The organism is Pantoea sp., assembly GCF_028283705.1.
Taxonomy (GTDB): Bacteria; Pseudomonadota; Gammaproteobacteria; order Enterobacterales; family Enterobacteriaceae; genus Pantoea.
In genome coordinates this window covers 498,054-524,473 of the sequence record NZ_JAPWKD010000032.1, presented here as the reverse complement: position 1 = coordinate 524,473, position 26,420 = coordinate 498,054, and the positions used below count along the sequence as shown (strand labels likewise).

At 55.5% G+C, this 26,420-nt stretch carries 20 protein-coding genes and 1 pseudogene; 8 read left to right on the top strand and 13 right to left on the bottom strand.

All coding sequences use genetic code 11. The features are described 5' to 3' along the window. Positions 1–50: 50 nt before the first annotated feature. A complete protein-coding gene (locus tag PW844_RS25400) occupies positions 51–1,088 on the top strand; it encodes a permease (protein ID WP_299457730.1) in 1,038 nt (345 codons plus the stop codon). Here PW844_RS25400 and nrdG read toward each other — a convergent pair. Then, a complete protein-coding gene (gene nrdG, locus PW844_RS25395) occupies positions 981–1,547 on the bottom strand; it encodes an anaerobic ribonucleoside-triphosphate reductase-activating protein (protein ID WP_299457728.1) in 567 nt (188 codons plus the stop codon). The two genes, PW844_RS25400 and nrdG, sit on opposite strands and share 108 nt — an antisense overlap. After that, positions 1,544–3,683, bottom strand: a pseudogene (nrdD, locus tag PW844_RS25390) (anaerobic ribonucleoside-triphosphate reductase). Before nrdD ends, nrdG begins: the two are co-directional and overlap by 4 nt. A 268-nt stretch (positions 3,684–3,951) precedes the next feature. Between nrdD and PW844_RS25385 the strand changes: the two are divergent. Beyond that, entirely contained in the window at positions 3,952–6,336 is a 2,385-nt protein-coding gene (locus PW844_RS25385) for a family 20 glycosylhydrolase (RefSeq protein WP_299457726.1), read from the top strand. A gap of 45 nt (positions 6,337–6,381) precedes the next feature. Here PW844_RS25385 and ridA read toward each other — a convergent pair whose 3' ends face one another. The 4 genes from ridA to argF form a co-directional block, all read right to left on the bottom strand. Continuing rightward, positions 6,382–6,768, bottom strand: a complete 387-nt coding sequence (gene ridA, locus PW844_RS25380) for a 2-iminobutanoate/2-iminopropanoate deaminase (protein WP_299457724.1) — start codon at positions 6,766–6,768, stop codon at positions 6,382–6,384. Between the two features lie 81 nt (positions 6,769–6,849). Beyond that, the gene (pyrI, locus tag PW844_RS25375) at positions 6,850–7,314 is read right to left on the bottom strand and encodes an aspartate carbamoyltransferase regulatory subunit (protein WP_013507722.1); all 465 of its coding nucleotides are present in this window, start codon (positions 7,312–7,314) and stop codon (positions 6,850–6,852) included. A gap of 13 nt (positions 7,315–7,327) precedes the next feature. Further along, positions 7,328–8,263 (bottom strand): aspartate carbamoyltransferase, encoded by a 936-nt coding sequence (pyrB, locus tag PW844_RS25370; protein ID WP_084872316.1) that lies wholly within the window; start codon positions 8,261–8,263, stop codon positions 7,328–7,330. Positions 8,264–8,506: 243 nt separating this feature from the next. Next, positions 8,507–9,514 carry an ornithine carbamoyltransferase gene (argF, locus tag PW844_RS25365; RefSeq protein ID WP_299457718.1) on the bottom strand — a complete coding sequence of 336 codons (1,008 nt, stop codon included), beginning with the start codon at positions 9,512–9,514 and terminating at the stop codon, positions 8,507–8,509. A gap of 164 nt (positions 9,515–9,678) precedes the next feature. Here argF and rraB point away from each other — a divergent pair, with 164 nt between their 5' ends. Together rraB and PW844_RS25355 are read left to right on the top strand one after the other, a co-directional pair. After that, positions 9,679–10,101, top strand: a complete 423-nt coding sequence (gene rraB / locus PW844_RS25360; RefSeq protein ID WP_084872321.1) for a ribonuclease E inhibitor RraB — start codon at positions 9,679–9,681, stop codon at positions 10,099–10,101. Between the two features lie 58 nt (positions 10,102–10,159). Beyond that, the gene (locus tag PW844_RS25355) at positions 10,160–10,921 is read left to right on the top strand and encodes a tRNA isopentenyl-2-thiomethyl-A-37 hydroxylase MiaE (protein ID WP_299457713.1); all 762 of its coding nucleotides are present in this window, start codon (positions 10,160–10,162) and stop codon (positions 10,919–10,921) included. A 30-nt stretch (positions 10,922–10,951) separates the two neighbouring features. On the opposite strand, the gene PW844_RS25350 is transcribed toward PW844_RS25355, so the two are convergent. The 4 genes from PW844_RS25350 to pepA all read right to left on the bottom strand — a co-directional run bounded on the left by PW844_RS25350 (position 10,952) and on the right by pepA (position 16,423). Further along, the gene (locus PW844_RS25350) at positions 10,952–11,455 is read right to left on the bottom strand and encodes a GNAT family N-acetyltransferase (RefSeq protein ID WP_299457711.1); all 504 of its coding nucleotides are present in this window, start codon (positions 11,453–11,455) and stop codon (positions 10,952–10,954) included. A gap of 68 nt (positions 11,456–11,523) precedes the next feature. Continuing rightward, positions 11,524–14,379 carry a valine--tRNA ligase gene (locus tag PW844_RS25345; protein ID WP_299457709.1) on the bottom strand — a complete coding sequence of 952 codons (2,856 nt, stop codon included), beginning with the start codon at positions 14,377–14,379 and terminating at the stop codon, positions 11,524–11,526. A 5-nt stretch (positions 14,380–14,384) separates the two neighbouring features. After that, positions 14,385–14,843, bottom strand: a complete 459-nt coding sequence (locus PW844_RS25340; RefSeq protein WP_084872332.1) for a DNA polymerase III subunit chi — start codon at positions 14,841–14,843, stop codon at positions 14,385–14,387. A gap of 68 nt (positions 14,844–14,911) precedes the next feature. Continuing rightward, the gene (gene pepA / locus PW844_RS25335) at positions 14,912–16,423 is read right to left on the bottom strand and encodes a leucyl aminopeptidase (RefSeq protein ID WP_084872334.1); all 1,512 of its coding nucleotides are present in this window, start codon (positions 16,421–16,423) and stop codon (positions 14,912–14,914) included. Positions 16,424–16,692: 269 nt separating this feature from the next. On the opposite strand from pepA, the gene lptF reads away from it, so the two are divergent. Then, the gene (lptF, locus tag PW844_RS25330) at positions 16,693–17,793 is read left to right on the top strand and encodes an LPS export ABC transporter permease LptF (protein ID WP_299457704.1); all 1,101 of its coding nucleotides are present in this window, start codon (positions 16,693–16,695) and stop codon (positions 17,791–17,793) included. Then, on the top strand, positions 17,793–18,869 hold the full coding sequence (gene lptG / locus PW844_RS25325) for an LPS export ABC transporter permease LptG (protein ID WP_084872337.1): 1,077 nt from the start codon (positions 17,793–17,795) through the stop codon (positions 18,867–18,869). The genes lptF and lptG overlap by 1 nt, the downstream gene beginning before the upstream one ends. 38 nt (positions 18,870–18,907) lie before the next feature. On the opposite strand, the gene PW844_RS25320 is transcribed toward lptG, so the two are convergent. From PW844_RS25320 to PW844_RS25310, 3 genes are all read right to left on the bottom strand, one after another. Then, positions 18,908–20,194: a DUF445 domain-containing protein gene (locus tag PW844_RS25320; RefSeq protein ID WP_299457702.1), complete on the bottom strand. Its 1,287-nt coding sequence runs from the start codon at positions 20,192–20,194 to the stop codon at positions 18,908–18,910. Between the two features lie 10 nt (positions 20,195–20,204). Beyond that, complete coding sequence (locus PW844_RS25315; protein WP_299457700.1) at positions 20,205–21,707, bottom strand: helicase HerA-like C-terminal domain-containing protein; 1,503 nt, start codon at positions 21,705–21,707, stop codon at positions 20,205–20,207. Between the two features lie 71 nt (positions 21,708–21,778). Next, positions 21,779–23,350, bottom strand: a complete 1,572-nt coding sequence (locus PW844_RS25310; protein WP_299457698.1) for an ABC transporter substrate-binding protein — start codon at positions 23,348–23,350, stop codon at positions 21,779–21,781. A gap of 532 nt (positions 23,351–23,882) precedes the next feature. Between PW844_RS25310 and PW844_RS25305 the strand changes: the two genes are divergently transcribed. Further along, positions 23,883–24,614 (top strand): gluconate 2-dehydrogenase subunit 3 family protein, encoded by a 732-nt coding sequence (locus tag PW844_RS25305; protein ID WP_084872347.1) that lies wholly within the window; start codon positions 23,883–23,885, stop codon positions 24,612–24,614. Between the two features lie 36 nt (positions 24,615–24,650). After that, complete coding sequence (locus tag PW844_RS25300; RefSeq protein ID WP_299457694.1) at positions 24,651–26,420, top strand: GMC family oxidoreductase; 1,770 nt, start codon at positions 24,651–24,653, stop codon at positions 26,418–26,420.

Sequence of the window (26,420 nt, the reverse complement as noted above, 5' to 3'; positions counted from 1 at the left end):
CTTAACCTGATAAACACTCTGGTTAATCAGTCTGGATACGGGACCCTGCCATGAATCAACTCACTTCTGCTGCTCCGGCAACGCGTTTTGCCTGGTGGAAACCGCTGTTGTTTTTGCTGGTGGTGGTCGTTGGCCTCTGGTACGTCAAATGGCAGCCGTACTACGGCAAAGCCTTTACGGCGGCGGAAACGCATTCCATTGGCAAATCGATTCTCGCGGGCGCTGATGCCTCACCCTTGCGTGCCGCGCTGGATTACGCAATGGTGTATTTTCTGGCGGTGTGGAAAGCGGCGGTGCTGGGCGTGCTGCTGGGTTCGCTGGTACAGGTACTGATCCCGCGCAACTGGCTGCTACGGCTGATGGGGCAAAACCGCTTCGGCTCAGCGCTGGTGGGCACCGGCCTCGGGCTGCCCGGGATGATGTGTAGCTGCTGTGCAGCACCGGTTGCGGCCGGGCTGCGCCAGTCACAGGTATCCAGCGGGGCGGCGATGGCCTTCTGGCTGGCGAATCCGGTGCTCAATCCGGCTACGCTGATTTTTATGGGGTTTGTGCTTGGCTGGCAGTTTGCCGCCATCCGGCTGGTGGCAGGGGTCATCATGGTGCTGGGCATTGCCTGGCTGGTGCAGCGCAGCGTGCCAGAGCGCATCGCCTCCCCGGTGGCCATTCAGGACACCGGGCCGGAAGAGCCTTTCCTGCAACGCTGGTTGCGTGTGCTGTGGCGACTGTTCTGGAACACCATCCCGTTGTATATCGTGGCGGTGCTGCTGCTGGGGGCGGCGCGTGTCTGGTTGTTCCCGCACGCCGATGGTGCCGTGGGCAATACGTTGTTTTGGGTGGTGGTGATGGCGCTGGCGGGATGCCTGTTTGTGATCCCAACGGCAGCCGAGATCCCGATCGTTCAAACCATGATGCTGGCGGGAATGGGCATCGCGCCAGCCCTGGCGCTGTTGCTGACATTACCCGCCGTTAGCGTACCTTCGTTACTGATGCTGCACCGGGCTTTTCCGACTCGCGCCTTGTGGATAGCCCTGTTGGGTGTGGCCTTCAGTGGGATGTTGGTCGGGGTGCTCGCCCTGGGGCTGGCGTAAATACCAGATTTTCTGATTGCGGCTGCCACGCCACAGCAGCCGCGCATCTTTCTCTTCTTCGATAAAACGCCCGTCGATTAGCACGTCAATTTCCGCGATCACCGCGCGCTGGGCATCGCTCAGTTCCGCCAGCTGATAGCCGGTCCACAACCAGATATCTTTGTCCGGACATTCGCGCCGTACGCGTTTCACCAGGCGACGTATATGCGGCACGTTATGCGGATGCAGCGGATCGCCGCCGCTCAGCGACAATCCCTGACGCGGAATGCGACGATCCTGCAAATCGGCGATCAATTTTTCTTCCATCGCCAGCGTAAACGGCACACCGGAATCGAGTCGCCAGGTGCTCTGGTTGTAGCAGCCACGGCACCGGTGCTCGCAACCGGCGACAAACAGCGTGCAGCGCGTACCTGGTCCGTTAACGATATCGACGTCATAATAGCGATGGATATGCATCATCCCAGTTGTCCCGTATCCAGGTGTTTAACCCGACGCTGCACCTCTTCCTGCTTACCGGCGTTAAACGGACGCGCATCCGGGCTGCCGAGATAGCCACACAACGCGCCGCGTCACCGAAACGCGTGCCGGATCGTGGTTACCACAGCTGGGGCAGGTAAAGCCCTTGCTGGTGCAGCTGAATTCACCGCTAAAACCACATTCGTAGCATTCATCAATCGGCGTATTGGTGCCGTAATAGGGCACGCGGTCGTAGCTGTAATCCCAGACATCTTCCAGCGCTTTGAGGTTGTGCTGGATATTGGGATATTCGCCGTAACAGATAAAACCGCCGCTGGCGAGGGGCGGGTAGGGTGCCTCAAAATCAATTTTGTCGTACGGATTAACCTTCTTCTCGACATCAAGATGGAAGCTGTTGGTGTAATACCCTTTGTCGGTGACACCGGGTACCACGCCAAATTCGGCGGCATCGAGGCGGCAGAAGCGGTCGCACAGATTCTCGCTCGGCGTACTGTACAGGCTAAAGCCGTAGCCGGTTTCGGCTTTCCACGCATCGACGGCCTGGCGCAGATGCTCGACAATCGCCACTCCTTTGGCGCGCAGATAATCGGCATCATAGGGATGGACCTCGTTGCCACTCAGGGCATTGAGGGTTTCATGCAGGCCGATATAGCCGAGGGAGATGGACGCGCGGCCATTGCGGAAAATCGGCCCGATATCGTCATCCGCGTTGAGACGCACGCCACAGGCTCCTTCCATATACAGAATCGGCGCGACGCGCGCTTTGGTTTTTTCCAGCCGGGCGATACGTGTCATCAGCGCGCGTTTTGCCAGCGCCAGACGCTCATCCAGCAGCGACCAGAAACGTGCTTCATCGCCCTGCGCTTCCAGCGCAATACGCGGCAGGTTGAGGCTGATGACGCCAAGATTATTGCGTCCTTCATGAATCTGCTGACCATTTTCCTTGTACACGCCAAGGAAGCTGCGGCAACCCATCGGGGTTTTAAACGATCCAGTGACTTTCACCACTTGATCATAATTCAGGATATCCGGGTACATGCGCTTACTGGCGCACTCCAGCGCCAGTTGTTTGATGTCGTAGTTCATATCGCCTGCGCGACGGTTGATGCCTTCGCGAATGGCAAACACCAGTTTTGGGAATACCGCAGTTTTATGGTTTTTGCCCAGTCCGGCTATGCGATTGCGCAGAATCGATTGCTGTATCAGGCGCGCGGCCCAGTCGGTGCCGAGGCCAAAACCAAAGGTCACAAACGGCGTTTGCCCGTTAGCGGTATGCAGCGTGTTGACCTCATATTCCAGCGACTGGAAGGCGTCGTAGCACTCTTTTTCTGTACGCGCGCGGGCATAAGCCTCGGCATCGTCAATCTGCCATTCAAGTGCGACGGCCCGGTGTTTTTCCAGGCTCAGGGTGACAAAGGGGGCCAGCACTTCGTCAATGCGGTTGATAGTGGTGCCACCGTAAATATGGCTGGCGACCTGGGCAATGATCTGGGCGGTGACGGCGGTGGCGGTGGCGATCGATTTTGGCGGTTCGATCTCTGCATTGCCCATTTTGAAGCCGTTGGTCAGCATGCCGCGCAGATCGATCAGCATGCAGTTAAACATCGGGAAGAAGGGCGAATAATCGAGATCGTGGTAGTGGATTTCGCCGCGCTCGTGCGCCAGCACCACATCACGCGGCAGGATTTGTTGCTGTGCGTAGTGTTTAGCCACGATGCCAGCCAGCAAATCGCGCTGGGTAGGGATCACTTTGCTGTCTTTGTTGGCGTTTTCATTCAGCAGGGCGGCGTTGGTTTGTTCAACCAGGCCACGAATCGCGTGATGCAGTTTCCCGCGCTGCTCGCGTGCCAGATCGCGATCGTGACGATATTCAATATAGGCGCGTGCCAGTTGGGGCCAGGGGCCGCTCATCAGCGTCTCTTCTACCGCGCACTGAATGTCGCGAATATCCACTTCGTCGCGGCTAGCCAGCTGCTGGCTTACCTCAGTCGCCACCTGGGTGCACCAGGCGTTATCGTTCACCTGGGCAGCGCGTGCTGCAGCCTGCACCGCACTGGCAATGCGCTGTTCATCAAAAGGCACTTTGCAGCCATCACGCTTAATCACTACCGTTGCCATTTAGCCTCCATGAAACTATATGTTGTGGTTTTATTGAAGTGTAATATCTACATATGGTGTTTGCGCGGAAATTAATTAGGCCGTTATTGACCAGGCGCAAAGAAGTTCCTGCAAAGCATGAAAGGCGTGCAATCCGCCATCTGACTAAACTGAAAAAGTTTTAACACGCCCATACTTCTGGTTTGCGTGGCTTGATTTGCGTCGCGAAGCAGGTTTAATGGGCTTTTTGCCGGTTTTGGTCCGTCAATTTTCCACAAGGATGCCCTTCATGCCTCTGCCCCGAACGCTGCTTGCCTGTTGTTTAGCAATGAGTTTTTCTGCTTTTGCGACACCTGCGGGTGACCTGCCGCTCATGCCCTGGCCGCAACAGGTTGAACAGCCACACAGCGGCGGAGCGTATCAGCTGACACCACAGCTCACGCTGCAAATCTCAGGCGATCATCTGGAGGGGGCGGAGGCGCGCTGGCTGGCACGCATCGCACGGCAAACTGGCTGGCCGTTGTTACCGTCCGCTGCGTCAGACGAAAAGGCCACCATTCGCATCCAGATTGCGGATGCGGTTGATCCGGTCCCCCAGCCGGACAGCGATGAAAGCTATCATCTGGTGGTCAACAGTGACGGCGTGCTGCTGGAGGCCAGGACTCGCTTTGGGGCGATGCGCGGCATGGAGACGCTATTGCAGCTGATTGAAAACAGCGAAAGTGGCACGGTGATCCCTTATGTCACCATCGACGATCGACCGCGCTTTGCGTGGCGCGGATTGCTGATCGATTCTGCCCGCCACTTTATGCCGGTGGAGACCCTCAAACGTCAGATTGATGGCATCGCGGCGGCACGCATGAATGTTTTCCACTGGCATCTGACCGACGATCAGGGCTGGCGCTTTGCCTCCAGCCATTATCCCCAGTTGCAGGAGAAAGCCAGCGATGGTCGCTACTACACGCAGCAGGATATGCGCGATGTGGTGCAATACGCCACGCAACGCGGCATCCGCGTGGTGCCGGAAATCGATCTGCCTGGCCATGCGTCGGCCATTGCGGTGGCGATGCCAGAGCTGATGAGCGCACCGGGACCCTATACGATGGAGCGCGGCTGGGGGGTGTTTAAGCCGCTGCTCGATCCGAGTAATGAAGAAGTCTTCAACTTTATTAATACGCTGGTGGGGGAGGTAGCGGCGATCTTCCCGGATCCTTACCTGCATATTGGCGGCGATGAAGTTGATCCCACGCAGTGGAATGATTCCCCAAAAATTCAGCAGTTTATGCGCGATCATGGCTTGAAAGACGCCCAGGCTTTGCAGGCATGGTTTAATCAGCGGGTGGAAAAAATCCTCGAAGCCCACCAGCGGCAGATGGTGGGCTGGGACGAAATCTATCATCCCTCCCTGCCGCATAGCATTCTGATCCAGTCATGGCAGGGGCAGGATGCGCTGGGAGAGGTGGTGAAAAATGGCTATCGCGGTATCCTCTCGACCGGCTTCTATCTTGACCAGCCGCAGCCTGCGGCTTATCACTACCGCAACGAACCTTTCCCCCAGGGGTTAAATGGGCAGGATCAGCTGCAACCGGGTGAACAGGCGCAGAGCTGGCAATTCACCCTGCCGCGTCTGAAGGGCAGTGCAGTGCAGGGCAGCTTCACCCTGATTGACGGCAAAGAGGGCTGGCGTGGGTTTATCGACTTCAACGGCAAAGCACGGCGTCTGGTCAGCCAGGTTGACTGGTTATCGCCCGGGCAGGTGACGTTCCGTGTCGATAGCTGGATGGGAGAAGTGCAGCCGGTGGTGACGCTGACGGAAAATAACCTGACCGGTTATATGCTGGTGGGTAACGTGCGTTATCCCACGGAAGGTAGCCGCCTTGCGCAGGTACCGGCGGGCATCGCTCCGTCGCTGCCGACAACCCAGCAGCTCAGCGAAAATCTGCTGGGCGGCGAAGCGGCGTTATGGGCAGAAAACGTCAACAGCCAGATTATTGATACCAAACTGTGGCCACGTACTTTTGTCGTGGCCGAGCGGCTGTGGTCTGCCGCTGATGTGAACGACAGCGACAATATGTACCAGCGTCTGCGTGCTATCGATCGCTGGAGCACCGTGTCGGTAGGGTTACAACAATACCGGCAGGCGGAAGTGCAGATGATGCGTTTGGCCAACAGTACCGATATCACCCCGCTGCGCGTGCTGAGCGAAGTGCTGGAACCGGCGCAATATTACACGCGCCAGCATCTGAAATTCCAGGCGGGGCACTACAACTATTTCGAACCACTGAACCGGCTGGCCGACGTGCTACCTGCGGAAAGTGAGGCGATACGTTTGCTGGATCAACAGGTCGATGCGTTGATTGCCAATCGCGAAAACCATCAGGCCGCCAACGCCATTCGCCAGCAGTTACAACGCTGGTTGAGCAATTGCGACCGGGTAATGCCCCTGACGCTGCATAACTATCAGTTACACGCGTTGCAACCGCAGGTGCAGCAGGTGGCTGAGCTGAGTCGTCTCGGGCTGGATTTAGTGGCGACGTTGCAGCGTAATCAGGCGTATGGCGCAGGCGAAGTGGCGCAGATGCAGGCAAAATTGGATGCGGCTGCGCAGGTGCAGGATGAAACGGTACTGGCTTTAGTGAGACCGTTGGAAAAACTGCTACGTTCTTTCAAATAGCAACGGATGTAGCGGCGCGATAAATCGCGCCGCTACGACAAGGGATCAACGACGAATCGCGATCGCTTCGATCTCAATCTTCACGTCTTTCGGCAGACGAGCGACTTCTACGCAGGAGCGTGCCGGGAAGCTGGCGTTGTGTTCGGTGAAAAAGGCTTCATAGGTGGCGTTAACGGTGGCGAAATCGTTCAGATCTTTCACGAACACCGTGGTTTTTACGATATCGCCCACTTTCAGGCCAGCGGCTTCAACAATCGCCTTCACGTTGTCCAGCGACTGACGCGCCTGAGCGGAAACATCTTCCGCGACTGCGCCGGTTTGCGGATCCACCGGAATCTGGCCGGAGGTGATGATCATGCTGCCGAGATCCACGCCCTGTACATACGGACCAATCGCTGCCGGTGCTTTTTCAGTACTGATTTCGCGAGACATTGTTTCTCCTTAAGAAAGTGCGCCGCCAGCCACTGCCCGCGACGTGAAAATATCGACCCATTATAGGGACGCAGCCGACGATTACCAGTGACCGAGCACCACGTGGTGCGCGAACTCTTTCTCGCAATATTTGCACTTCAGATGTACTTCATTGTCGCGCTTTTTCACCGCAAAGCTGGAGAACACCGGTTCACTGCGGCTGATGCAGTTGCCGTTCGGGCAGGTGAGCACGCGCTCGATACGATCCGGTAAAGTCGGGGCGATCTTCGCCACCACTTCATACTCGTCGATGCGGTTGACGGTGGCATGCGGCGCATACACCGCCAGCTGGTTGATCTGATCGTCGGTCAGGAAGGTGTTTTCGATCTTGATCAGATCCTTACGTCCCATTTCGCCGGAAGGCAGATTCAAACCGATGGTGATGCGTTGATCGGTTTCCGTCAGGCGAAACAGCGACAGTAACTTAAAGCCAACCTGCGCCGGGATATGGTCAATCACCGTGCCGCGTTTGATGGCTTCAACCTGCAATTTGTTATCGTGTGTCATGCTGTTTTCCTCCTTACAGGGCCAGGTCGCGATTCAGGACCAGCGCCAGCAGCGCCTGGCGGGCGAAGATGCCGTTACCAGCCTGCTGGAAATACCAGGCGTGTGGTGTGCTATCGACGTCGGTGGTGATCTCATCAATGCGGGGCAGTGGATGCAGCACCTTCATATTGTCGCGTGCCCCTACCAGGTCGCTGGCGCGCAGGATGAACTGGGCCTTAACGTTGGCGTATTCCGACGGGTCAAGACGCTCTTTCTGCACGCGCGTCATGTACAGGATATCCAGCTGAGGCAGCACTTCTTCGATACTGTCATGACGTGACCAGCTGATGTTCCGCTCATCCAGCATATCGGTGATGTAAGACGGCATTGCCAGCGCATCAGGGGCGATAAAGAAGAAGCGGTTGCCGTCGAATTTCGCCAGTGCCTGAGTCAGGGAATGCACGGTACGGCCATATTTCAGGTCACCGACCATCGCCACATTCAGGTTATCCAGGCGACTCTGAGTTTCACGGATAGTGAACAGGTCGAGCAGGGTTTGGGTCGGATGCTGGTTGGCACCGTCACCGGCATTAAGAATTGGCACGCCGCCGGAAAACTCGGTCGCAAGGCGAGCAGCCCCTTCCTGTGGATGGCGCATCACGATGGCATCAACATAGGTGCCAATCACCGAGATGGTATCGGCGAGGGTTTCGCCCTTTTTACCGAGCGAGGTGTTGCTGCCATCAGCAAAACCCACCACCGAGGCACCGAGGCGATGGATGGCGGTTTCGAACGACAGGCGGGTGCGGGTCGAGGCTTCAAAGAAGCAGCTGGCAATCACGTTGTGCTTCAGTAGTTCTGGCTGTGGGTGCGCTTTTAACTGCGCAGCGGTATGCAGTACCAGCTCAAGCTCGTCGCGGCTGAGATCGTTGATAGAAATAATGTGCTTACGATATAGCGGGTTGGCCATAGCTCTCTCCTCTGCGCTGCCGGATGACGGACAAAAAAAAGCCCCTGTTTAAGGGGCTTTTTTTGCGATCGATTGATGACGGAAAGAAACAGGTGCGCCGCCAGCTTTCTGGCGTAATGGAGCGTCAAATTGTGCGCTGCGCTGTTGCATGCTTCCTCCCGGCAAATTGTGGCGCATTATACGCATTCACTGATTTGCATCAAGCAAAAATCGCGGTGAGGTAAACGTTTGCCCTGACGGCTGTTACGGCTGCCCCAGCGTGGCGACCATCACCGCTTTGATGGTGTGCATACGGTTCTCTGCCTGATCAAATACGATGCTGTGGTCCGACTCAAACACGTCATTGCTGACTTCCATGCCGTCATGCAGACCGTACTGCTCGGCCATCTGGTGTCCGAGGGTGGTTTGATCGTCGTGGAAGGCGGGCAGGCAGTGCAGGAATTTGACCTGCGGATTACCGGTCAGCGCCAGCATCGCGCTGTTGACCTGATACGGGCGCAGCAGGGCGATACGATCGGCCCATACTGATTTGTCTTCACCCATCGATACCCATACGTCAGTGTAGATGAAATCGGCACCCTGTACGCCGTCGGCGATATCTTCCGTCAGGGTAATTTTGCCACCGGTTTTCTGTGCCGCCACACGACATTGCTCCACCAGTTGTTCTTCTGGCCAGCAGCCTTTTGGTGCGACCAGACGCAGATCGAGACCGACCAACGCTGCCGCTTCCAGCATGCTGTTACCCATGTTGTTGCGTGCGTCACCGACGTACACCAGCGTCATTTCGCTCAGGGATTTCTGCGGCAAATGTTCCTGCATGGTGAGGAGATCGGCCAGCAGCTGTGTTGGGTGGAATTCGGTGGTCAGCCCGTTCCATACCGGTACGCCGGCGTATTCGGCAAGGGTTTCCACCAGCGCCTGGCCGTAGCCACGATACTGGATGCCGTCATACATGCGGCCCAGCACGCGCGCGGTATCTTTCATCGACTCTTTATGGCCGATCTGGCTGCCGCTCGGGCCGAGGTAAGTGACGTTAGCACCCTGGTCGTAAGCGGCAACTTCGAAAGAGCAACGGGTACGGGTCGAGTCTTTTTCGAAGATGAGCGCGATGTTTTTACCTTTCAGGTACTGCGTTTCGCTGGCGTTTTTCTTTGCGTTTTTTAATTCACCGGCAAGGCTTAACAGGTAATCAATTTCTGCTGGGGTGAAATCCAGCAATCTCAGGAAATGACGTTGATTCAGCTGACTCATACAGCTCTCCGTGTGATCATCATAAATGAATTAAAATTCAATCTAACCGGATGAATATGCATTTTCAACCCCGGCGTTAAGAAACTTTGTGTTTTGAGTAGTGGCGCGCGAGGCAGTGTGGGAAAATAATTGCATTCATTGCCGAACATTTTGAGGACATCACCATGGCATACGAAGCATTGCTGGAAGAACAACGCGAAGAGACGCGGTTGATCATTGATGAATTACTGGAAGATGGCAGCGATCCGGATGCGCTCTACACCATCGAGCATCATCTCTCCTGCAACAATTTTGACTCGCTGGAAAAAGCGGCGGTTGATGCCTTCAAGCTGGGCTACGAAGTCACCGAGCCGGAGGAGCTGGAGCTGGAAGATGGCAGCACGGTGATGTGTGTCGATATTCTGAGCGAAGCGGCTCTGAAACCCGAACTGATCGATGCGCAGGTTGAGCAACTGGTGAACCTGGCGGGTAAATACAACGTCGATTACGACGGCTGGGGCACCTACTTCGAAGACCCGGATGCGGAAGACGAAGATGATGACGGCGACTTTATCGACGATGAAGACGACAATGGTGTGCGTCACTAAGGATTAACGGGCGGCCCAGGCCGCCCGAACCCGATTCCCCGTAAGACAAAGATAACCGATGAATTACGCCCCGCTGTTAGAACCTATCCATCAGTTTCTGCATTGCCGCACGCCGCAGGCGTGGATTGATGAAGCGTGCAAACCAGAAAATCTGACGTTGCTGCTGACCGATCATATGGTGTGTGAGTTAAAAGCGGCACAGACCGCCGTCTGGCTGATTCGCAAATATGTCGCGGATAAGCCCAGTGGTGACGCCATTCTGGCGTGGCTACAGCCTTATGAAGATTTCATCTTTGGTGAAAATCACGACAGCAACTTTATCAATGCCCATAAGAATCTGACCAAAAGCATCATCGTGCGCAATGAACTGCCGTGGGCGGATGATCTGGTGGAAAAGATGGTATTGCTGATCAAAGAAGAGCTGCATCATTTTTATCAGGTATGGGAAATCATGCAGGCGCGCGATCTGCCGTATCGCAAAATCACCGCCAGCCGCTACGCGAAGGGATTGCTGCGCGAAGTCACCACGCATGAACCGGATACGCTGGTGGATAAGCTGATTTGTGGTGCTTACATCGAAGCGCGTTCCTGCGAACGTTTTGCCAGCCTGGCGCCGTATCTGGATGAGCAACTGGAGAAATTCTACATTTCACTGCTGCGTTCAGAAGCGCGTCATTACCAGGATTATCTGGCGCTGGCGGCGCAGATCTCCCCGAAGGATATTGCACCACGCGTGCGCGCCATTGGTGAGGCAGAAGGGCGGCTAATCAGCGCACCGGATACGGAGCTGCGTTTTCATAGCGGTGTACCGGCATTTTGATCTGTAGGGTCGCCATTGATGGCGACCCGGTTACAACGTCCGTAGCATCCGTACTTCGCAATCCACATGCCCGGTACAGCCCAGCGCTTCTTCAATCAGCGTAAAACCGAGCGATTCATATAACTTAATGGCACGCGTCAGGCTGCCGGTGGTTTCCAGATAACAGCGGCGAAACCCCTGCTGGCGTGCGTAATCCATCGCGCGCAGTGCCAAATCCCGCGCCAGGCCGAAGCCGCGCACTTCCGGCATAAAGTACATTTTCTGCAATTCACAAATATCCGGCGCACTGCATGCCAGTGGTGCCACGCCGCCCCCGCCCAGCACCTTGCCCTGATGCTCAACAATCCAGTAGGCGCTGTTCGCCTCGCTATACAATTCAAACAGACGATCCAGGTTGGGATCGGACACGGTATAGCCTTTGTCCGCGGTCAGACCGAACTCGGCAGACACCGCGCGAATTACCTGCGCAATCAGCGGATTATCGGCAGCAGTAATCGGGCGCACCTGAAGATCCAGTGGGGTGACGGTGGTCATTATCATCTCATCCGATATAAAAAAGCCGGGCAGTGCCCGGCTTCGGTTAAGCAGTTGGCCTGAAACACTTACAATGCCGCAATCACGCCTTGCTGTTCAATCAGTTTTGCTTTCGATTGTTCCAGTTCCGCTGCACGCTCGCGCTCTTTCGCCACCACCGCTTCTGGTGCACGGGCGACAAAGCCTTCGTTCGCCAGCTTGGTCTGGATCTTCTCGATCTCAACATCAAGCTTGGTCAGCTCTTTCGCCAGACGATCCAGCTCCGCGTCTTTGTTGACCAGATCCGCCATCGGGATCAGCAGCTCCGCGCCTTCAACGATCTTGGTCACCGATACCGGGCCTTTCTCGCCCGCAGGCAGAATGGTCAGGCTTTCCAGGCGCGCCAGACGCGACAGGAAGTTGCGGTTCTCCTCCACGCGACGCAGCGCCGCAGGGGAGCAATCACGCAGCAGCACATCCAGCGGCTTGCTCAGTGCGATGTTCATTTCCGCACGGATATTACGTACCGCAACAATCGCCTGCTTCATCCACTCGATATCCGCTTTGGCTACGACATCTTCTTTCGCCGCATCGTACTGCGGGAACGGTTGCAGCATGATGGTATCGTCGCTGATATTTTTCAGGCCTTTAACACGCTGCCAGATGGTTTCGGTGATAAACGGAATAATCGGGTGCGCCAGGCGCAGCAACGCTTCCAGCACGGTGACCAGCGTGTTACGCGTACCGCGCAGTTCCGCTTCGCTGCCGCTGTTCATCACTGGCTTGGTCAGCTCCAGATACCAGTCACAGAACTGGTTCCAGGTGAAGTCGTACAGCAGGTTCGCCGCGATATCGAAACGATAGCTGTCCAGCGCTTCACGATAGGCTTTCACCGTGCTGTTGAACTCGGTCAGGATCCAGCGATCCGCCAGCGACAGCTTCATTTCGCCGCCGTTCTGACCACAATCCTGCTCTTCGGTGTTCATCAGCACAAAGCGGCTGGCGTTCCACAGCTTGTTACAGAAGTTGCGGTAGCCTTCCAGGCGCTTCATATCCCAGTTGATGTCACGGCCGGTTGAAGCCAGTGCCGCCAGGGTAAAGCGCAGGGCGTCGGTGCCTGATGGCACGATCCCGTCCGGGAACTGTTTCTCGGTGCGTTTACGGATTTTATCCGCCAGCTGCGGCTGCATCATGTTACCGGTGCGTTTATCCAGCAGATCTGCCAGCGAAATGCCGTCAACCATATCCAGTGGATCGATGACGTTACCTTTCGACTTGGACATCTTCTGTCCCTCTTCGTCGCGGATCAGGCCGGTGATATACACGGTCTTGAACGGCACCTGCGGCTTGCCGTCTTCATCTTTCATGAAGTGCATGGTCAACATGATCATGCGGGCAATCCAGAAGAAGATGATGTCGAAACCACTCACCAGCACGCTGGTCGGGTGGAAGGTACGCAGCGCCTCGGTGTTCTCCGGCCAGCCAAGGGTGGAGAATGTCCACAGGCCAGAAGAAAACCAGGTATCCAGCACGTCTTCGTCCTGGCGCAGTGCCACATTGGCGGCCAGATTGTTCTCGCTACGCACTTCTTCTTCAGTACGGCCAACATAGACGTTGCCATCATTGTCGTACCATGCCGGGATGCGGTGACCCCACCACAGCTGACGGGAAATACACCAGTCCTGGATGTCACGCATCCAGGAGAAATACATGTTTTCGTACTGCTTCGGCACAAACTGAATGTCGCCGTTTTCCACCGCTTCCACCGCGACTTTCGCCAGCGGGGCAGTGCGCACGTACCACTGATCGGTCAGCATCGGCTCAATCACCACGCCACCACGGTCACCGTAAGGCACAGTCAGATCGTGCGGTTTGATCTCATCCAGCAGACCGAGTTCGTCAACCGCGGCGACAATCGCTTTACGCGCCGCAAAGCGTTCCATGTTCTGGAACTGCATTGGGATATCATCACTGTAAACATCGGTTTCTTCACCGTTGGTATCCAGCACTTCGGCAAAAGTACGGATATTGCCGTCGAAAGTCAGGATATTGATCATCGGTAGCGCGTGACGACGACCCACTTCGTAGTCGTTAAAGTCGTGCGCCGGGGTGATCTTCACGCAACCGGTGCCTTTTTCCATATCGGCATGATCATCACCGACGATCGGAATGCGACGGTTGACCAGCGGCAGGATCAGTTCTTTGCCAATCAGATCTTTGTAGCGTGGATCTTCCGGGTTCACCGCGACACCGGTGTCTCCCAGCAAGGTTTCCGGGCGGGTGGTGGCGACCACCAGATAATCTTTACCTTCCGCCGTTTTGGCACCATCGGCCAGCGGATAGCGGATATGCCACATGGAACCTTTGGTTTCACGGTTCTCCACTTCAAGGTCAGAAATGGCGGTACGCAGTTTCGGATCCCAGTTTACCAGGCGCTTGCCACGGTAAATCAGGTTCTCTTTGTACAGACGTACAAACACTTCTTTCACGGCATTGGAAAGCCCTTCATCCATGGTGAAGCGCTCGCGCTCCCAGTCAACTGAGTTGCCGAGGCGACGCATCTGACGGGAGATATTGCCGCCAGATTCCGCTTTCCACTGCCAGATTTTGTCGATAAAGGCTTCGCGTCCGTAATCCTGACGTGTTTTGCCCTCTTCAGCTGCGATTTTGCGCTCAACCACCATCTGGGTAGCGATACCCGCGTGGTCAGTACCGGCCTGCCACAGGGTGTTTTTACCCTGCATACGCTGGTAGCGAATCATGGTGTCCATGATGGTCTGCTGGAAGGCGTGACCCATATGCAAGCTGCCGGTGACGTTCGGCGGCGGGATCATGATGCAAAAGCTTTCCTGGCTGGTATCGCCATTGGGTTTAAAGTAGCCCTGCTGTTCCCAGTGCTCGTAGAGCGGCTGCTCGATATCTTGCGGGTTATATGTCTTTTCCATTTCTGCTATGTCGTTTGCGGCTGTGGTGGCGTCGCCGTATTCAATTGGAAACCAACGCTGCGATACGCTTTGTAGCGGTCACGCGCCAGTTGTTTCTGGGATTCTTCGTAAGGTACGAAGTCTATCACTTCATGGAAAGCAGTAGCAAAATCTGCAAACTGCGGCAGCAGGCTGATCAGCAAATCGCGTGGCGAGCTGCCACGACGTTGCGGCCACGCCAGTTCAACCGGTGCGCCATAACGCGGCCCTTCACCGGCCAGGTTATGCGGCACAAAGGCGTTGGCCGGGCGCTGCCATAATGCTTCATCCAGACGATTCGCCTGTTGTTCATCATTGCAGGCAATCAGGATGCGTTTGCCGTCACGCCAGCGTGCTTCAGCCAGATCGCACACCAGCGCTTCGATGGCGCTCAGGCCGTCGCTGGCAGTATCGGACTCCATCACATAAAAGGTGGCGTTTTTCATGGCGGGCTACATTCCATTAATGACATTGGGGCGCATTATGCGCCCCACAAGTAAGGTCAATCCAGCAATCAATCGTCGCCGTTCAGACCTGCACGATTCAGCAGGAACTGCGACAGCAGCGGCACCGGACGACCGGTGGCACCTTTGGCTTTACCGGAACGCCAGGCGGTACCGGCGATATCCAGGTGCGCCCAGTTAAATTTGCGGGCAAAGCGTGCGAGGAAGCAGGCGGCAGTGATGGCACCACCGGGACGGCCACCAATGTTTGCCATATCGGCAAAATTAGATTCCAGCTGTTCCTGGTACTCATCCGCCATCGGTAAACGCCAGGCGCGGTCGCCGGACTGTTCTGAAGCCCCGATCAGTTCGTGCGCCAGCGGATTATGGTTCGACATCAAACCACTGACATGATGACCCAGCGCAATCACGCAGGCACCGGTCAGGGTAGCGACGTCAATCACCACTTCCGGCTCGAAGCGTTCAACGTAAGTCAGGGCATCACACAACACCAGACGACCTTCGGCATCGGTGTTGAGCACTTCTACTGTCTGGCCTGACATCGTGGTCAGTACATCACCCGGACGCATGGAACGGCCATCCGGCATGTTTTCACAGCCCGCCAGCACGCCCACCACGTTCAGCGGCAGATTCAGTTCCGCCACCATGCGCATCACGCCATAAACCGAGGCAGCGCCGCACATGTCGTACTTCATTTCGTCCATGGCTTCGGCGGGTTTGATCGAGATACCGCCGGAATCGAAGGTCAGACCTTTACCGACCAGCACAATCGGACGTTCGTCCGGATCGCTGCTGCCTTTGTATTCAATCACTGACATCAGCGATTCATTCTGCGAACCGGCACCGACGGCGAGATAGGCATTCATACCCAGCTCTTTCATCTGCTGTTCGCCAATCACCCGGGTGGTGACATTTTTGCTGAAGGCATCCGCCAGCTGGCGCGCCTGCGACGCCAGATAAGCGGCGTTACAAATATTTGGCGGCATATTGCTGAGGTCTTTTGCGGCTTTCACGCCAGAGGCGACAGCCAGACCATGCTGAATGGCGCGTTCGCCACTGGTCAACTCACGACGCGTCGGCACGTTAAACACCAGCTTACGCAGCGGGCGACGAGGTTCGACTTTGTTGCTTTTCAGCTGATCGAAGTTGTACAGCGCCTCTTTGGAGGTTTCGACTGCCTGACGCACTTTCCAGTAGGTATTGCGGCCTTTGACGTGCAGTTCGGTCAGAAAGCATACTGCTTCCATCGAGCCGGTATCGTTCAGCGTGTTAATCGTTTTCTGAATAACCTGCTTATACTGACGCTCGTCCAGCTCGCGTTCTTTGCCGCAGCCGATCAGCAGGATGCGCTCGGAAAGAATATTTGGCACATGGTGCAGCAGCAGTGTCTGGCCCACTTTACCCTCAAGCTCACCGCGGCGCAGCAGGGCGCTGATGTAGCCGTCGCTGATCTTATCGAGCTGTTCGGCAATCGGTGACAGACGGCGCGGTTCGAAAACACCAACTACAATACAGGCGCTACGCTGTTTTTCCGGGCTACCGCTTTTTACACTGAACTCCATGCACTCTCCTGAATCTTAAAGACAACGGCCGAAGCTGTCGTTAGAATGTAGCGCGCTCGTAACGCATTAAATTTGTTGCGACGCCATGACATTTAAACGCCGGCGGTCATAATGAGTTAGGGTGGCAATGTGTTGTTTTTTCACCACCCGGACGCGTTTGTCATACTATTTTAGCTGCGATGACGGCCATTGATGAAGAAAAATGGCTGATAAGCGTTGAAACTAGCGATTTTCCTGCAAAAAGACAAGTTATCACAGGCGTACTAAGCGTGATCATCATTAGATATCTGGTTCGGGAAACGCTCAAAAGCCAGCTGGCTATCCTGTTCATCCTGCTACTGATCTTCTTTTGTCAGAAGTTAGTGAGGATCCTGGGTGCCGCGGTGGATGGCGAAATCCCGACAAACCTGGTTCTGACATTGTTAGGACTTGGCGTGCCTGAAATGGCACAACTAATCCTGCCCCTAAGCCTGTTTCTGGCGATTTTAATGACCCTTGGGCGGCTGTACACCGAAAGTGAAATCACGGTGATGCATGCCTGCGGCCTGGGTAAAAGCGTGCTGGTGAAAGCAGCCATGATCCTGATGCTGCTCACTTCCATCGTGGCAACCATCAACGTGGTGTGGCTGGGTCCCTGGTCCTCGCGTTATCAGGATGAGGTGACGCAGAACGCGAAAGCCAACCCTGGTGCGGCGGCGCTGGCGGCAGGTCAATTCCAGACCTCCAGCGACGGCAATGCGGTGTTGTTTGTTGAAGACGTGAAGGGCAATCAGTTCGGTAACGTCTTCCTCGCGCAGCTGCGTCCGAAGGGCAATGCGCGTCCTTCCGTGGTGCTGGCCGACAGCGGCCATATGCAGCAACGTCCGGATGGCTCGCAGGTGGTGACGCTGGATAAAGGCACCCGCTTTGAAGGCACGGCGATGCTGCGGGATTTCCGCATTACCGACTTCGTCAATTATCAGGCGGTAGTGGGTTACAAAGAAGCGGTGCTCGATCCTAACGATTCCAGCCAGGCCGATATGCTCACGCTGTGGCAAAGCAAAGATCCGTCGTTTAATGCAGAGTTAAACTGGCGTCTGACACTGGTGTTTGCGGTGCTGGTGATGGCGTTGATGGTGGTGCCGCTTAGCGTGGTGAACCCGCGCCAGGGCCGTGTGCTGTCGATGCTGCCTGCCATGCTGCTGTATCTGATCTTCTTCCTGTTGCAAAGCTCGCTGCGGTCGAATGCGGCAAAAGGCAAGTTCGATCCGGCGATTTGGATGTGGGTGGTTAACTTCGCGTATCTGGCGCTGGCGATCGGCCTGAACCTGTGGGATACGGTGCCGATGCGCCGCATCCGCGCCCGTTTTAGCCGTGGAGGGTCAGTGTGATGTTTAAGGTACTTGACCGCTATATCGGCAAAACCATCTTTAACACCATCATGATGACGCTGTTCATGCTGGTGTCACTGTCGGGCATCATCAAGTTTGTTGATCAGCTGCGTAAAACCGGGCAGGGCGTGTACACCGCGCTGGATGCGGGTTACTACACCCTGCTCAGCGTGCCGAAAGATATCGAGATTTTCTTCCCGATGGCGGCACTGCTCGGCGCGTTGCTGGGTCTGGGAACGCTGGCGCAGCGTAGTGAACTGGTGGTGATGCAGGCATCGGGTTTTACCCGCATGCAGGTGGCACTGGCGGTGATGAAAACGGCGATTCCGCTGGTATTGCTGACCATGGCGATTGGTGAGTTTGTTGCGCCGCAGGGCGAACAGATGGCGCGTAACTACCGGGCGCAGCAGCTGTATGGCGGGGCGCTGGTCTCGACGCAAAATGGTCTGTGGGCGAAAGATGGTCGCAGCTTCATCTATATCGAACGCATCAAAGGCGATAACCAGATTGATGGTGTCAGCATCTACAACTTCAACGATCAACGTCGTCTGCTGAGCGTGCGCTATGCGGCGACCGCCACCTGGGATAACGCGAAGAAGCTCTGGGTGTTGTCGCAGGTCGATGAGTCCGACCTGACAGATCCGAAGCAAATTACCGGTTCGCAGAGCCTGAGCGGTGAATGGAAAACCAACCTGACGCCAGATAAGCTGGGTGTGGTAGCGCTGGACCCGGATGCGCTGTCGATTCGCGGTCTCTACAACTACAGCAAATACCTCAAGCAAAGCGGGCAGGAAGCCGGTCGTTATCAGCTGAATATGTGGAGTAAAATCTTCCAGCCACTTTCCGTGGCGGTGATGATGCTGATGGCGCTGTCGTTTATCTTCGGCCCGTTACGTAGTGTGTCGATGGGGGTGCGTGTGGTAACGGGTATCAGCTTCGGCTTCCTGTTCTACGTGCTGGACCAGATTTTTGGCCCATTAAGCCTGGTGTATGGCATCCCGCCGATTCTCGGCGCGATTCTGCCGAGCGGTGCGTTCCTGCTGATTAGCCTGTTCCTGCTGTTTAAACGGCGCTGATAGCTGCACCATCCGTAACGGCGCGATAAATCGTGCCGTTACGGGGAATGGCTTAAATGCTCAATCAACATTGGTAGCTGCGACAGCAGATACAAGCCCAGCCCAATCGAACCGCCCACCAGCGTGCCGTTGATGCGGATAAACTGCAAATCACGGCCAATATTCAACTCAATCTGCTGCGACATCTCCCGGGCATCCCAGCTTTTTACCGTATCGCTGATATGGCGCGTCAGAAACTGTGCAAACTCGGGTGCAACGCTGCGCGCGGCATCTTCCAGATGCTGATTCATTGAGGTACGCAGCGCCTGATCGGCCGCCAGCGTTTCCCCCAGCCACAACGCCGCCAGCCGGACCCGTTCCTGCACGCGCGAGTTATCGCTACTCAGATCTTCCTTCAGCCAGCCGCGCAGATCCTGCCACAATTCTCCGATATAACGGTTCAGCGACTCATCTTCCTTTAACCAGCTTTTGATGACGTCGGCACGCTCCACCATGTCCGGATCGTTTTTCAGCTTTGCAATCAATCGTTCCACTGCGCGGTTAAAACCAAGGCGAAATTCGTGTCCCTGATCGAGTGCCACTTCGTCCAGAATCGAATCCACCGCGTTGGCCACCAAATCGGCGCTGTGCTCACCGAGCCACTCAGTCGGCAGCATTTTGGCTTTAATCGGATGCTCACGTTTCAGCCAGCGAACAATTTGCGTGGCGATAAATTCCCGCGTGCCCGGTTTATGCAGCAGGCGCAGCAGTTGTTGTACTGCGGCATCCAGCAGTTCCTGATGACGATTGTTTTTGGTCAGGCTCTCCAGCAGCAGCGCGCCGGATTGCGTGAGATCCACTTTGTCGAGAGCGCGATGCACCGCCCGACGCAGAAACTGCTGAATTCGTGCATCGTCAGTAAGATCGAGAAAGCCGCGCATCACCTGCAACAGATGGCGGCCAATGCGATCGGCGTTACCCGGCGCATTCAGCCACTGCGCCAGCATTTGGGACGGATCATGACGCCGAATCAGCGCCAGCAGAGAATCGGTATCGAGGAATTTTTCCTGCACAAAGCGCCCAAGGTTTTCGCCGATGCGGTCCTTATTGCGGGGGATGATCGCGGTGTGGCGCGAAATAAACGGCACCGGTACGCGGCGGAATAGCGCGACCACGGCAAACCAGTCAGCCAGTGCGCCCACCATCGCCGCTTCCGCAATCGCCTTCACGCCGCTCACCCAGAAGTTGGGCGGCAGAAACAAGGTGATGACAAAAATCGCTGCGGCAATCAGCAGCAACGACAATGCCAGACGCTTGCTCCGTTTGAGCTGTTGATGTTTATCCATATACCGCTCCCTAACGACGACGACCTCCCATCAGGCTGCCAAGCACGCCGCGAATAATTTGATTGGTAATTTGCCGTGTGGCGCTCTTCGCCATGGTTTGTACCACGCCATCACGTTTGCCGCCCCGAGGGCCGGTGCTGCCGAACAGGATATCTTTCAGACCACCGAGGATGCCATCATCGACCGATACGCTATTTCCTTTGGCTTCCGGCGCACTGGCCTGCTCAGTGGCAACCTGAAATCCTTGTTGCAGCATTTCAAAGGCAGATTCGCGATCAACTTCAGTATCGTATTTGCCATATAGCGGCGAATGGTTGATCAGCCCATTACGTTCATCGCTGCTAACAGGACCCATCCGCGAACCCGGTGCAATCACCATCGCACGTTCGACTATCGACGGGCTGCCTTTTTCATCCAGGAAGGAAATCAGTGCTTCGCCGGTACCGAGCGCCTGAATGGCTTCGACGGTATTAAATGCCGGATTGGCGCGCATGGTTTCGGCAGCGGTTTTCACCGCTTTCTGATCTTTAGGGGTGAACGCGCGTAGCGCATGCTGTACCCGGTTCCCCAGCTGGCCCAGCACGCTGTCAGGAATATCGCCAGGATTCTGCGTGACAAAATAGACGCCGACGCCTTTGGAACGGATCAGGCGAATCACCTGTTCCACTTTTTCCAGCAGCACCGCAGGGGCGTCATTAAACAGCAGATGGGCTTCATCGAAGAAGAACACCATTTTCGGTTTATCGAGATCGCCCGCCTCCGGCAATTGTTCATACAACTCCGCCAGCAGCCACAGCAGGCTGGTCGCGTAGAGTTTGGGCATCTGATAGAGCTTTTCAGCGGAGAGGATGTTGATAAAGCCGTTGCCCTGGTCGTCGCAGCGCATCCAGTCGCGGATATCCAGCATCGGTTCGCCAAAGAAATGTTCCGCACCTTGCTGTTCCAGCGCCAGCAGACCGCGCTGGATAGCACCGACCGAGGCACTGTTGATGTTGCCGTATTGCGTCTGGAAGGATTTGGCGTTGTCACCGATATATTGCGTCATGGCGCGCAGGTCTTTGAAATCCAGTAGCAACAAGCCCTGATCGTCGGCGATGCGGAAGATGATTTGCAGCACGCCACTCTGCACCTCATTAAGGTTAAGCAAACGCGCCAGCAGCAGCGGGCCGAGATCGGACACCGTCGCGCGTACCGGATGGCCTTTCTCGCCAAAGATATCCCACAGCATCACCGGATTACGCTGTGCCTGCCAGTCGGTGACCCCGATCTTCGCGAGGCGCGCCAGCAGCTTCTCCGAGCCTTCGCCTTCTGCGGCCACGCCGGTCAGATCGCCTTTCACATCGGCCATAAAGACCGGCACGCCAATCGAGGAGAACGACTCCGCCAGCTTTTGCAGCGTGACCGTTTTACCGGTACCGGTTGCACCGGTAATCAGGCCATGGCGGTTGGCCATCTGCGGTAACAGATGGAGTTTCACTTCCGGGGTTTGTGCAATCAGCAGCGGGCTGGTCATGATTTTTCTCTTTCAGGCAAATGGTTATGCCTGAAAGAATAGCAAAGGTGCGCCAGCCGCTACGTAACAGATTAGTGTTTTTCTACCGTATCGAAATACAGCAGGCTGACGCCGATCCCCTGTTGCACATGGTCGATATTGTTGCGCACCGCCACCTGCTGTGCCCCTTGCAAGGTGATGACAAACGGTGAGTTTTGCTGCAATGACTGCTGCAACTCGGTGTAAAGCTGACGGCGTTTGGCGGCATCGCTTTCTCCGGCTGCGGCACGGGTTTTGGCGCTTAAGTCCGGGATTTCCCAGCCAACGCGCCAGGCCAGGGTTTTGGAACCGCCAGGAACGTTATAAGCAAAGGCGCTTGCGTTGGTATTAGGATCGACATAGTCAGCGCCCCAGTAAATAAAAATCGACTGGAAATCACGCCCACGCATTTTGCTCCACAGCTCCGATTCCGCCACCGGTTGTAGCTCAATCTGAATATCCGCTTTGGCAAAACTGGCCTGTAGCGCCTGGGCTACATCGATATACGGTGGCTGATTGATCACCGTCAGTGAGAATCGGGTGCCGGGCTGGATACCGCCCTGGCGCAGAATCTGTTTGGCTTTCGCCACATCGTAGTGGAACGGCTGGTTCTCCAGCGCGCCGTCAAAGCCCTGCGGCAGAAAGCTTTGATGAATTGCGTATTGGCCTTTTAACAATTGATCGGTGATGGCGTGATAATCCACCAGCCAGCGAGCGGCCTGCCACAGGGCCGGGTTGCCGAGCGCCGGTTGTACTTTATTCTGCGTATTGAAGCCGAGGTAATACACCAGGCTGGAGGGGAAGGCATCGATACGCAGATTCTTATCACTTTTCAGGGCGGCGATCTGATCGGGGCCGAGCTGGTAGGCGACATCGACATCCCCCTGCTGAATCAGCAGACGACGCGCACCGGCATCAGCCACGCCTTTCAGCAGGATACGGTGCAGATGCGGCTGGGGTTGTGCCTGGGGGTTAGCGGTCAACACTAATGCCTGCTGCGGGACATATTGTTGAATCACAAAAGCCGCGCTGCCGGCGGAATGGGTATGCAGCCAGCCGTTGCCCAGATCCTGATTGCTGGCGTGCTGCTGCACCGTTTTGCTGTCGACAATGGAAGCCACTGGCGCGGTCAGCAGGCGCAGCGCCAGGTCCTGACCAATCGCCGCTGGCCACTGAATTTCCAGCTGGTGGTCGTTCAGCACCTTAAACTGTCCGGCGATATTGTCCGGCGTCCAGCCAAACTCCGCGAGAATAAACGATGGCGCTTTGTTGAGTTGCACAGCCCGGGTGAGTGAGAACACCACATCCTGGGCGGTCACTGGATTGCCGCTGGAGAAATGCGCTCCCTGTTTCAGGCTGAATACCAGGCTGTGCGCATTGCTGCCCGGTTGCCAGGAGGTGGCCAGCAGTGGCGCGAGTTTCTGTGGTGTATCACGGTCCGCCTCTACCAGCGTCTGATACAGATTACGCTGGACGCTGTTGCTGATGGTTTCAAAGCTTTCGGCGGGGTCGAAGCTGATAATGCCGTCGAGCGGTACCGCCACAACCAGCGTGTCTTTCGGCGTTGCCGCCTGTAAGGCAAAGGCGCTACCCATTAACGCCAGTAACAAAACGAATGATCGCATTATGGTTATCCTGAGTGATTGATTAACAGACTCTATCGCTGAGGTTGCCAGGGCAAAATGCCGGTTTGTTCTGAGCTGTGCCAGAAATTAACAATTCGTTTCGGTGTTCAATTATTTCGCTTATTTTGTGCGCTGCCTGTCATTTTTCAGAAATAGATATGGAGGTGGTGTTTCTATTAAGTAAATAGAATGTTATTAATGAGAATAATTCTCTTGTATGGAAGTGTGATTTCTTTTTATCGATTAATTCACGGTATTATTGCGATACGTAAATTGTTTTGGTCATTTGCACAGTCGATTCGTACAAAAACCTGACGTTTGTACGGATAAAACGGAAATTCTCGCCTCGAAAGCGCTTTACCAGCCCGTAACCAAAATTCAACATCATGATGGTTTCTCATCAAAACACATTTTTAATTTAACTCTTACACTTTGAAATATCTGTATGCCTAAGATTGCCAGGTTGTTTACCGATTAATTAAGCCATTAACAAAAATAATTATCTTTCTTAGCAAGTGAGAGTCGTCAGGCCATGCTTCTACAAAAACCGACCACCAGACGTAAATTTCTGCTTGGGTCGCTTTTGGCTTTGCCATTAAGTGACCTGGTATTTAAGGGATTAACTGCGGCCCAGGCTGCGGAAATGGCAGCACCGGAACTTGCCGACTATAAACCGATCTTTTTCAGCGCTGATGAGTGGCAATTTATCCTTGCCGCCACCGATCGCCTGATCCCCGCCGGGGGAAATGGCAAAGCACCCGGAGCACTGGAAACGAACGTACCGATCTTTATCGACCAGCAGCTGCACAGCCCGGAGTTTGGCGATGAAATCTACATGCAGGGTCCGTTTGACGTGCATGCGCCAGCCACCATGGGTTACCAGATCCCGTTCACACCGCAGCAGATGTACCACACCGGTATCAAGCTGGTGAATCAGTGGACGCAGAGCAGCTACCAGAAAGCGTTTCATGAGCTGACTCTGGAAGAGAAAGACGCGGTTCTCACCAAAGTTAACAAGAATGATGGTATCGACTTCGCTGCATTGGGCGAGCCGAACCTGAAAGCCTCCCAGTTCTTTAGCCAACTGCTTGCAGATACCAAACATGGCTACCTCGCTGATCCGATGTACGGCGGCAACAAGGGCATGAAAGCCTGGATTGCCATCGGCTTCCCTGGCGCACGCGCCAGCTTCACCGAGTGGGTTAAACAGCACAACGTACCGTACCCGCTTGGCCCGGTCAGCATTATGGGTGAGCGCGCGTAATTGCGTTTCGCATCAGGTATTTGAGACAGGAATAACATGGCACAGATTACTAAAAAAGAAGTCGACGTCGTTGTCTGCGGCCTCGGCTGGGCAGGCTCGTTAATGAGCATTGAACTGGCGCTGGCCGGTCTGGAAGTTCGCGCGCTGGAGCGCGGCGGTGAGCGCGATTATCCCGAATTCGCCTACCCGAAACCGGCCGATGAATACGCCTATAACGTACGTAACAAGGTATTTGCCACGCCAAAAGAAGTGGCGGTCACCGTGCGTTACAACATGGACCAAACGGCGCTACCGACCCGTAAATGGGGCGCGTTTGCACCGGGTACCGGGGTAGGTGGTGCGGGTATGCACTGGACGGCGGTATTGATTCGTCCGACCCCAACCGATATCAAACTGAAGACCTACGCCGATCAGGCTTATAAGCCGGGTGTTCTGCAGGAAGATATGCGCGTGATGGACTTCCCGTTCACCTGGGACGAGATCGAGCCGTATTACACCAAATTTGAGAAGATCTGCGGTCAGTCCGGCAACACCGGTAACCTGCGCGGTCAGATCCTCGAAGGCGGTGACCCGTTTGAAGGTCCTCGCTCTGAGCCTTATCCGCTGCCAGCGCTGGAAGATACGCTGAACAACGTGATGTTCAAGGAAGCAGCCACCAAACTGGGTTACCATCCGTTCCCGAACCCGTCCGCTTGCGTGTCACGCGCGTGGAAAAACCCGTATGGCAATACCATCGCGCCTTGTAACTACTGCGGTTACTGCTCGAAATATCCGTGCCTGAACTACTCCAAAGCCTCACCGCAAACCGCCGTGATGGACGCACTGAAGCGTATGCCGAACTTCTCTTACGAAGTGCACGCCGAAGTGGTGAAGGTGGTGTTGCATGATGATAAGAAAACCGCGAAAGGCGTGATTTACTACGATGTCGATGGCAACGAAGTATTCCAGCCAGCGAAGATCGTGGTGCTCTCCAGCTTCCAGCTCTACAACGTACGTCTGATGTTGCTGTCCGGTATCGGTAAACCGTACAACCCGATCACCGAGGAAGGCGTGGTAGGACGTAACTATGCGTTCCTGTCCAACGGCGGCGCGACCCTGTTCTTCAAAGACAAAAACTTCAACTCATTCGCGACCGCAGGCGCGACTGGCCAGATGTTTAACGACATCTCCCCGGGTAACTTCGATGGCCCTGGCCTCGGCTTCCTCGGTGGTGCCAAGATCCACAGTTCGCAGGCGACCGGTACGCCAATCGCCACCTCGCTGCCGAAAGGTACGCCGAGCTGGGGTATGGGCTACAAGGAAGGTCTGGAGCAGTGGTACAACCATTCGATGAAGATCAGTATCACCACGACCTGCCAGTCGTACCGTGATATCTACCTCGATCTGGATCCGCATTACACCGACCACCGTGGCAATCCGCTGCTGCGTATGACCTTCAACTGGAAAGAGAACGAGTTGAAGCTTCAGCAGCATCTGAAAGGCATCGTGGGCAACATCGCCAAAGAACTGAATCCGGATAGCATGAGCATGAGCTTCCTGCCAATGGGCGCTGACTTTGACCTGACCAAATACGTTTCCACCCACAACGTGGGCGGTGCGGTGATGGGCGACAACCCAAGAACCTCCGCGCTGAACAAGTACCTGCAAAGCTGGGACGTGCATAACGTGTTTGTACCGGGCGGAAACGCCTTCCCGCAGAACTTCCAGGCGAACCCGACCGATACCATCGGTGCGATCACCCTGATGGCGGCACAGGCAATCAAAGAACAGTATCTGAAAAACCCCGGTCCACTGGTACAGGCATAA

Excerpts from the sequence above, each read along its gene's own strand:
- rraB (WP_084872321.1), top strand. The coding sequence starts at position 9,679 with ATGGCATACGAAGCATTGCTGGAAGAACAACGCGAAGAGACGCGGTTG.
- PW844_RS25340 (WP_084872332.1), bottom strand. The coding sequence starts at position 14,843 with ATGAAAAACGCCACCTTTTATGTGATGGAGTCCGATACTGCCAGCGAC.
- PW844_RS25305 (WP_084872347.1), top strand. The coding sequence starts at position 23,883 with ATGCTTCTACAAAAACCGACCACCAGACGTAAATTTCTGCTTGGGTCG.
- PW844_RS25300 (WP_299457694.1), top strand. The coding sequence starts at position 24,651 with ATGGCACAGATTACTAAAAAAGAAGTCGACGTCGTTGTCTGCGGCCTC.
- pyrI (WP_013507722.1), bottom strand. The coding sequence starts at position 7,314 with ATGACACACGATAACAAATTGCAGGTTGAAGCCATCAAACGCGGCACG.
- argF (WP_299457718.1), bottom strand. The coding sequence starts at position 9,514 with ATGAGTCAGCTGAATCAACGTCATTTCCTGAGATTGCTGGATTTCACC.
- nrdG (WP_299457728.1), bottom strand. The coding sequence starts at position 1,547 with ATGATGCATATCCATCGCTATTATGACGTCGATATCGTTAACGGACCA.
- PW844_RS25350 (WP_299457711.1), bottom strand. The coding sequence starts at position 11,455 with ATGACCACCGTCACCCCACTGGATCTTCAGGTGCGCCCGATTACTGCT.
- PW844_RS25320 (WP_299457702.1), bottom strand. The coding sequence starts at position 20,194 with ATGGATAAACATCAACAGCTCAAACGGAGCAAGCGTCTGGCATTGTCG.
- ridA (WP_299457724.1), bottom strand. The coding sequence starts at position 6,768 with ATGTCTCGCGAAATCAGTACTGAAAAAGCACCGGCAGCGATTGGTCCG.
- PW844_RS25355 (WP_299457713.1), top strand. The coding sequence starts at position 10,160 with ATGAATTACGCCCCGCTGTTAGAACCTATCCATCAGTTTCTGCATTGC.
- pepA (WP_084872334.1), bottom strand. The coding sequence starts at position 16,423 with ATGGAGTTCAGTGTAAAAAGCGGTAGCCCGGAAAAACAGCGTAGCGCC.
- PW844_RS25310 (WP_299457698.1), bottom strand. The coding sequence starts at position 23,350 with ATGCGATCATTCGTTTTGTTACTGGCGTTAATGGGTAGCGCCTTTGCC.
- PW844_RS25400 (WP_299457730.1), top strand. The coding sequence starts at position 51 with ATGAATCAACTCACTTCTGCTGCTCCGGCAACGCGTTTTGCCTGGTGG.
- lptG (WP_084872337.1), top strand. The coding sequence starts at position 17,793 with ATGTTTAAGGTACTTGACCGCTATATCGGCAAAACCATCTTTAACACC.
- PW844_RS25345 (WP_299457709.1), bottom strand. The coding sequence starts at position 14,379 with ATGGAAAAGACATATAACCCGCAAGATATCGAGCAGCCGCTCTACGAG.
- PW844_RS25385 (WP_299457726.1), top strand. The coding sequence starts at position 3,952 with ATGCCTCTGCCCCGAACGCTGCTTGCCTGTTGTTTAGCAATGAGTTTT.
- pyrB (WP_084872316.1), bottom strand. The coding sequence starts at position 8,263 with ATGGCCAACCCGCTATATCGTAAGCACATTATTTCTATCAACGATCTC.
- PW844_RS25315 (WP_299457700.1), bottom strand. The coding sequence starts at position 21,707 with ATGACCAGCCCGCTGCTGATTGCACAAACCCCGGAAGTGAAACTCCAT.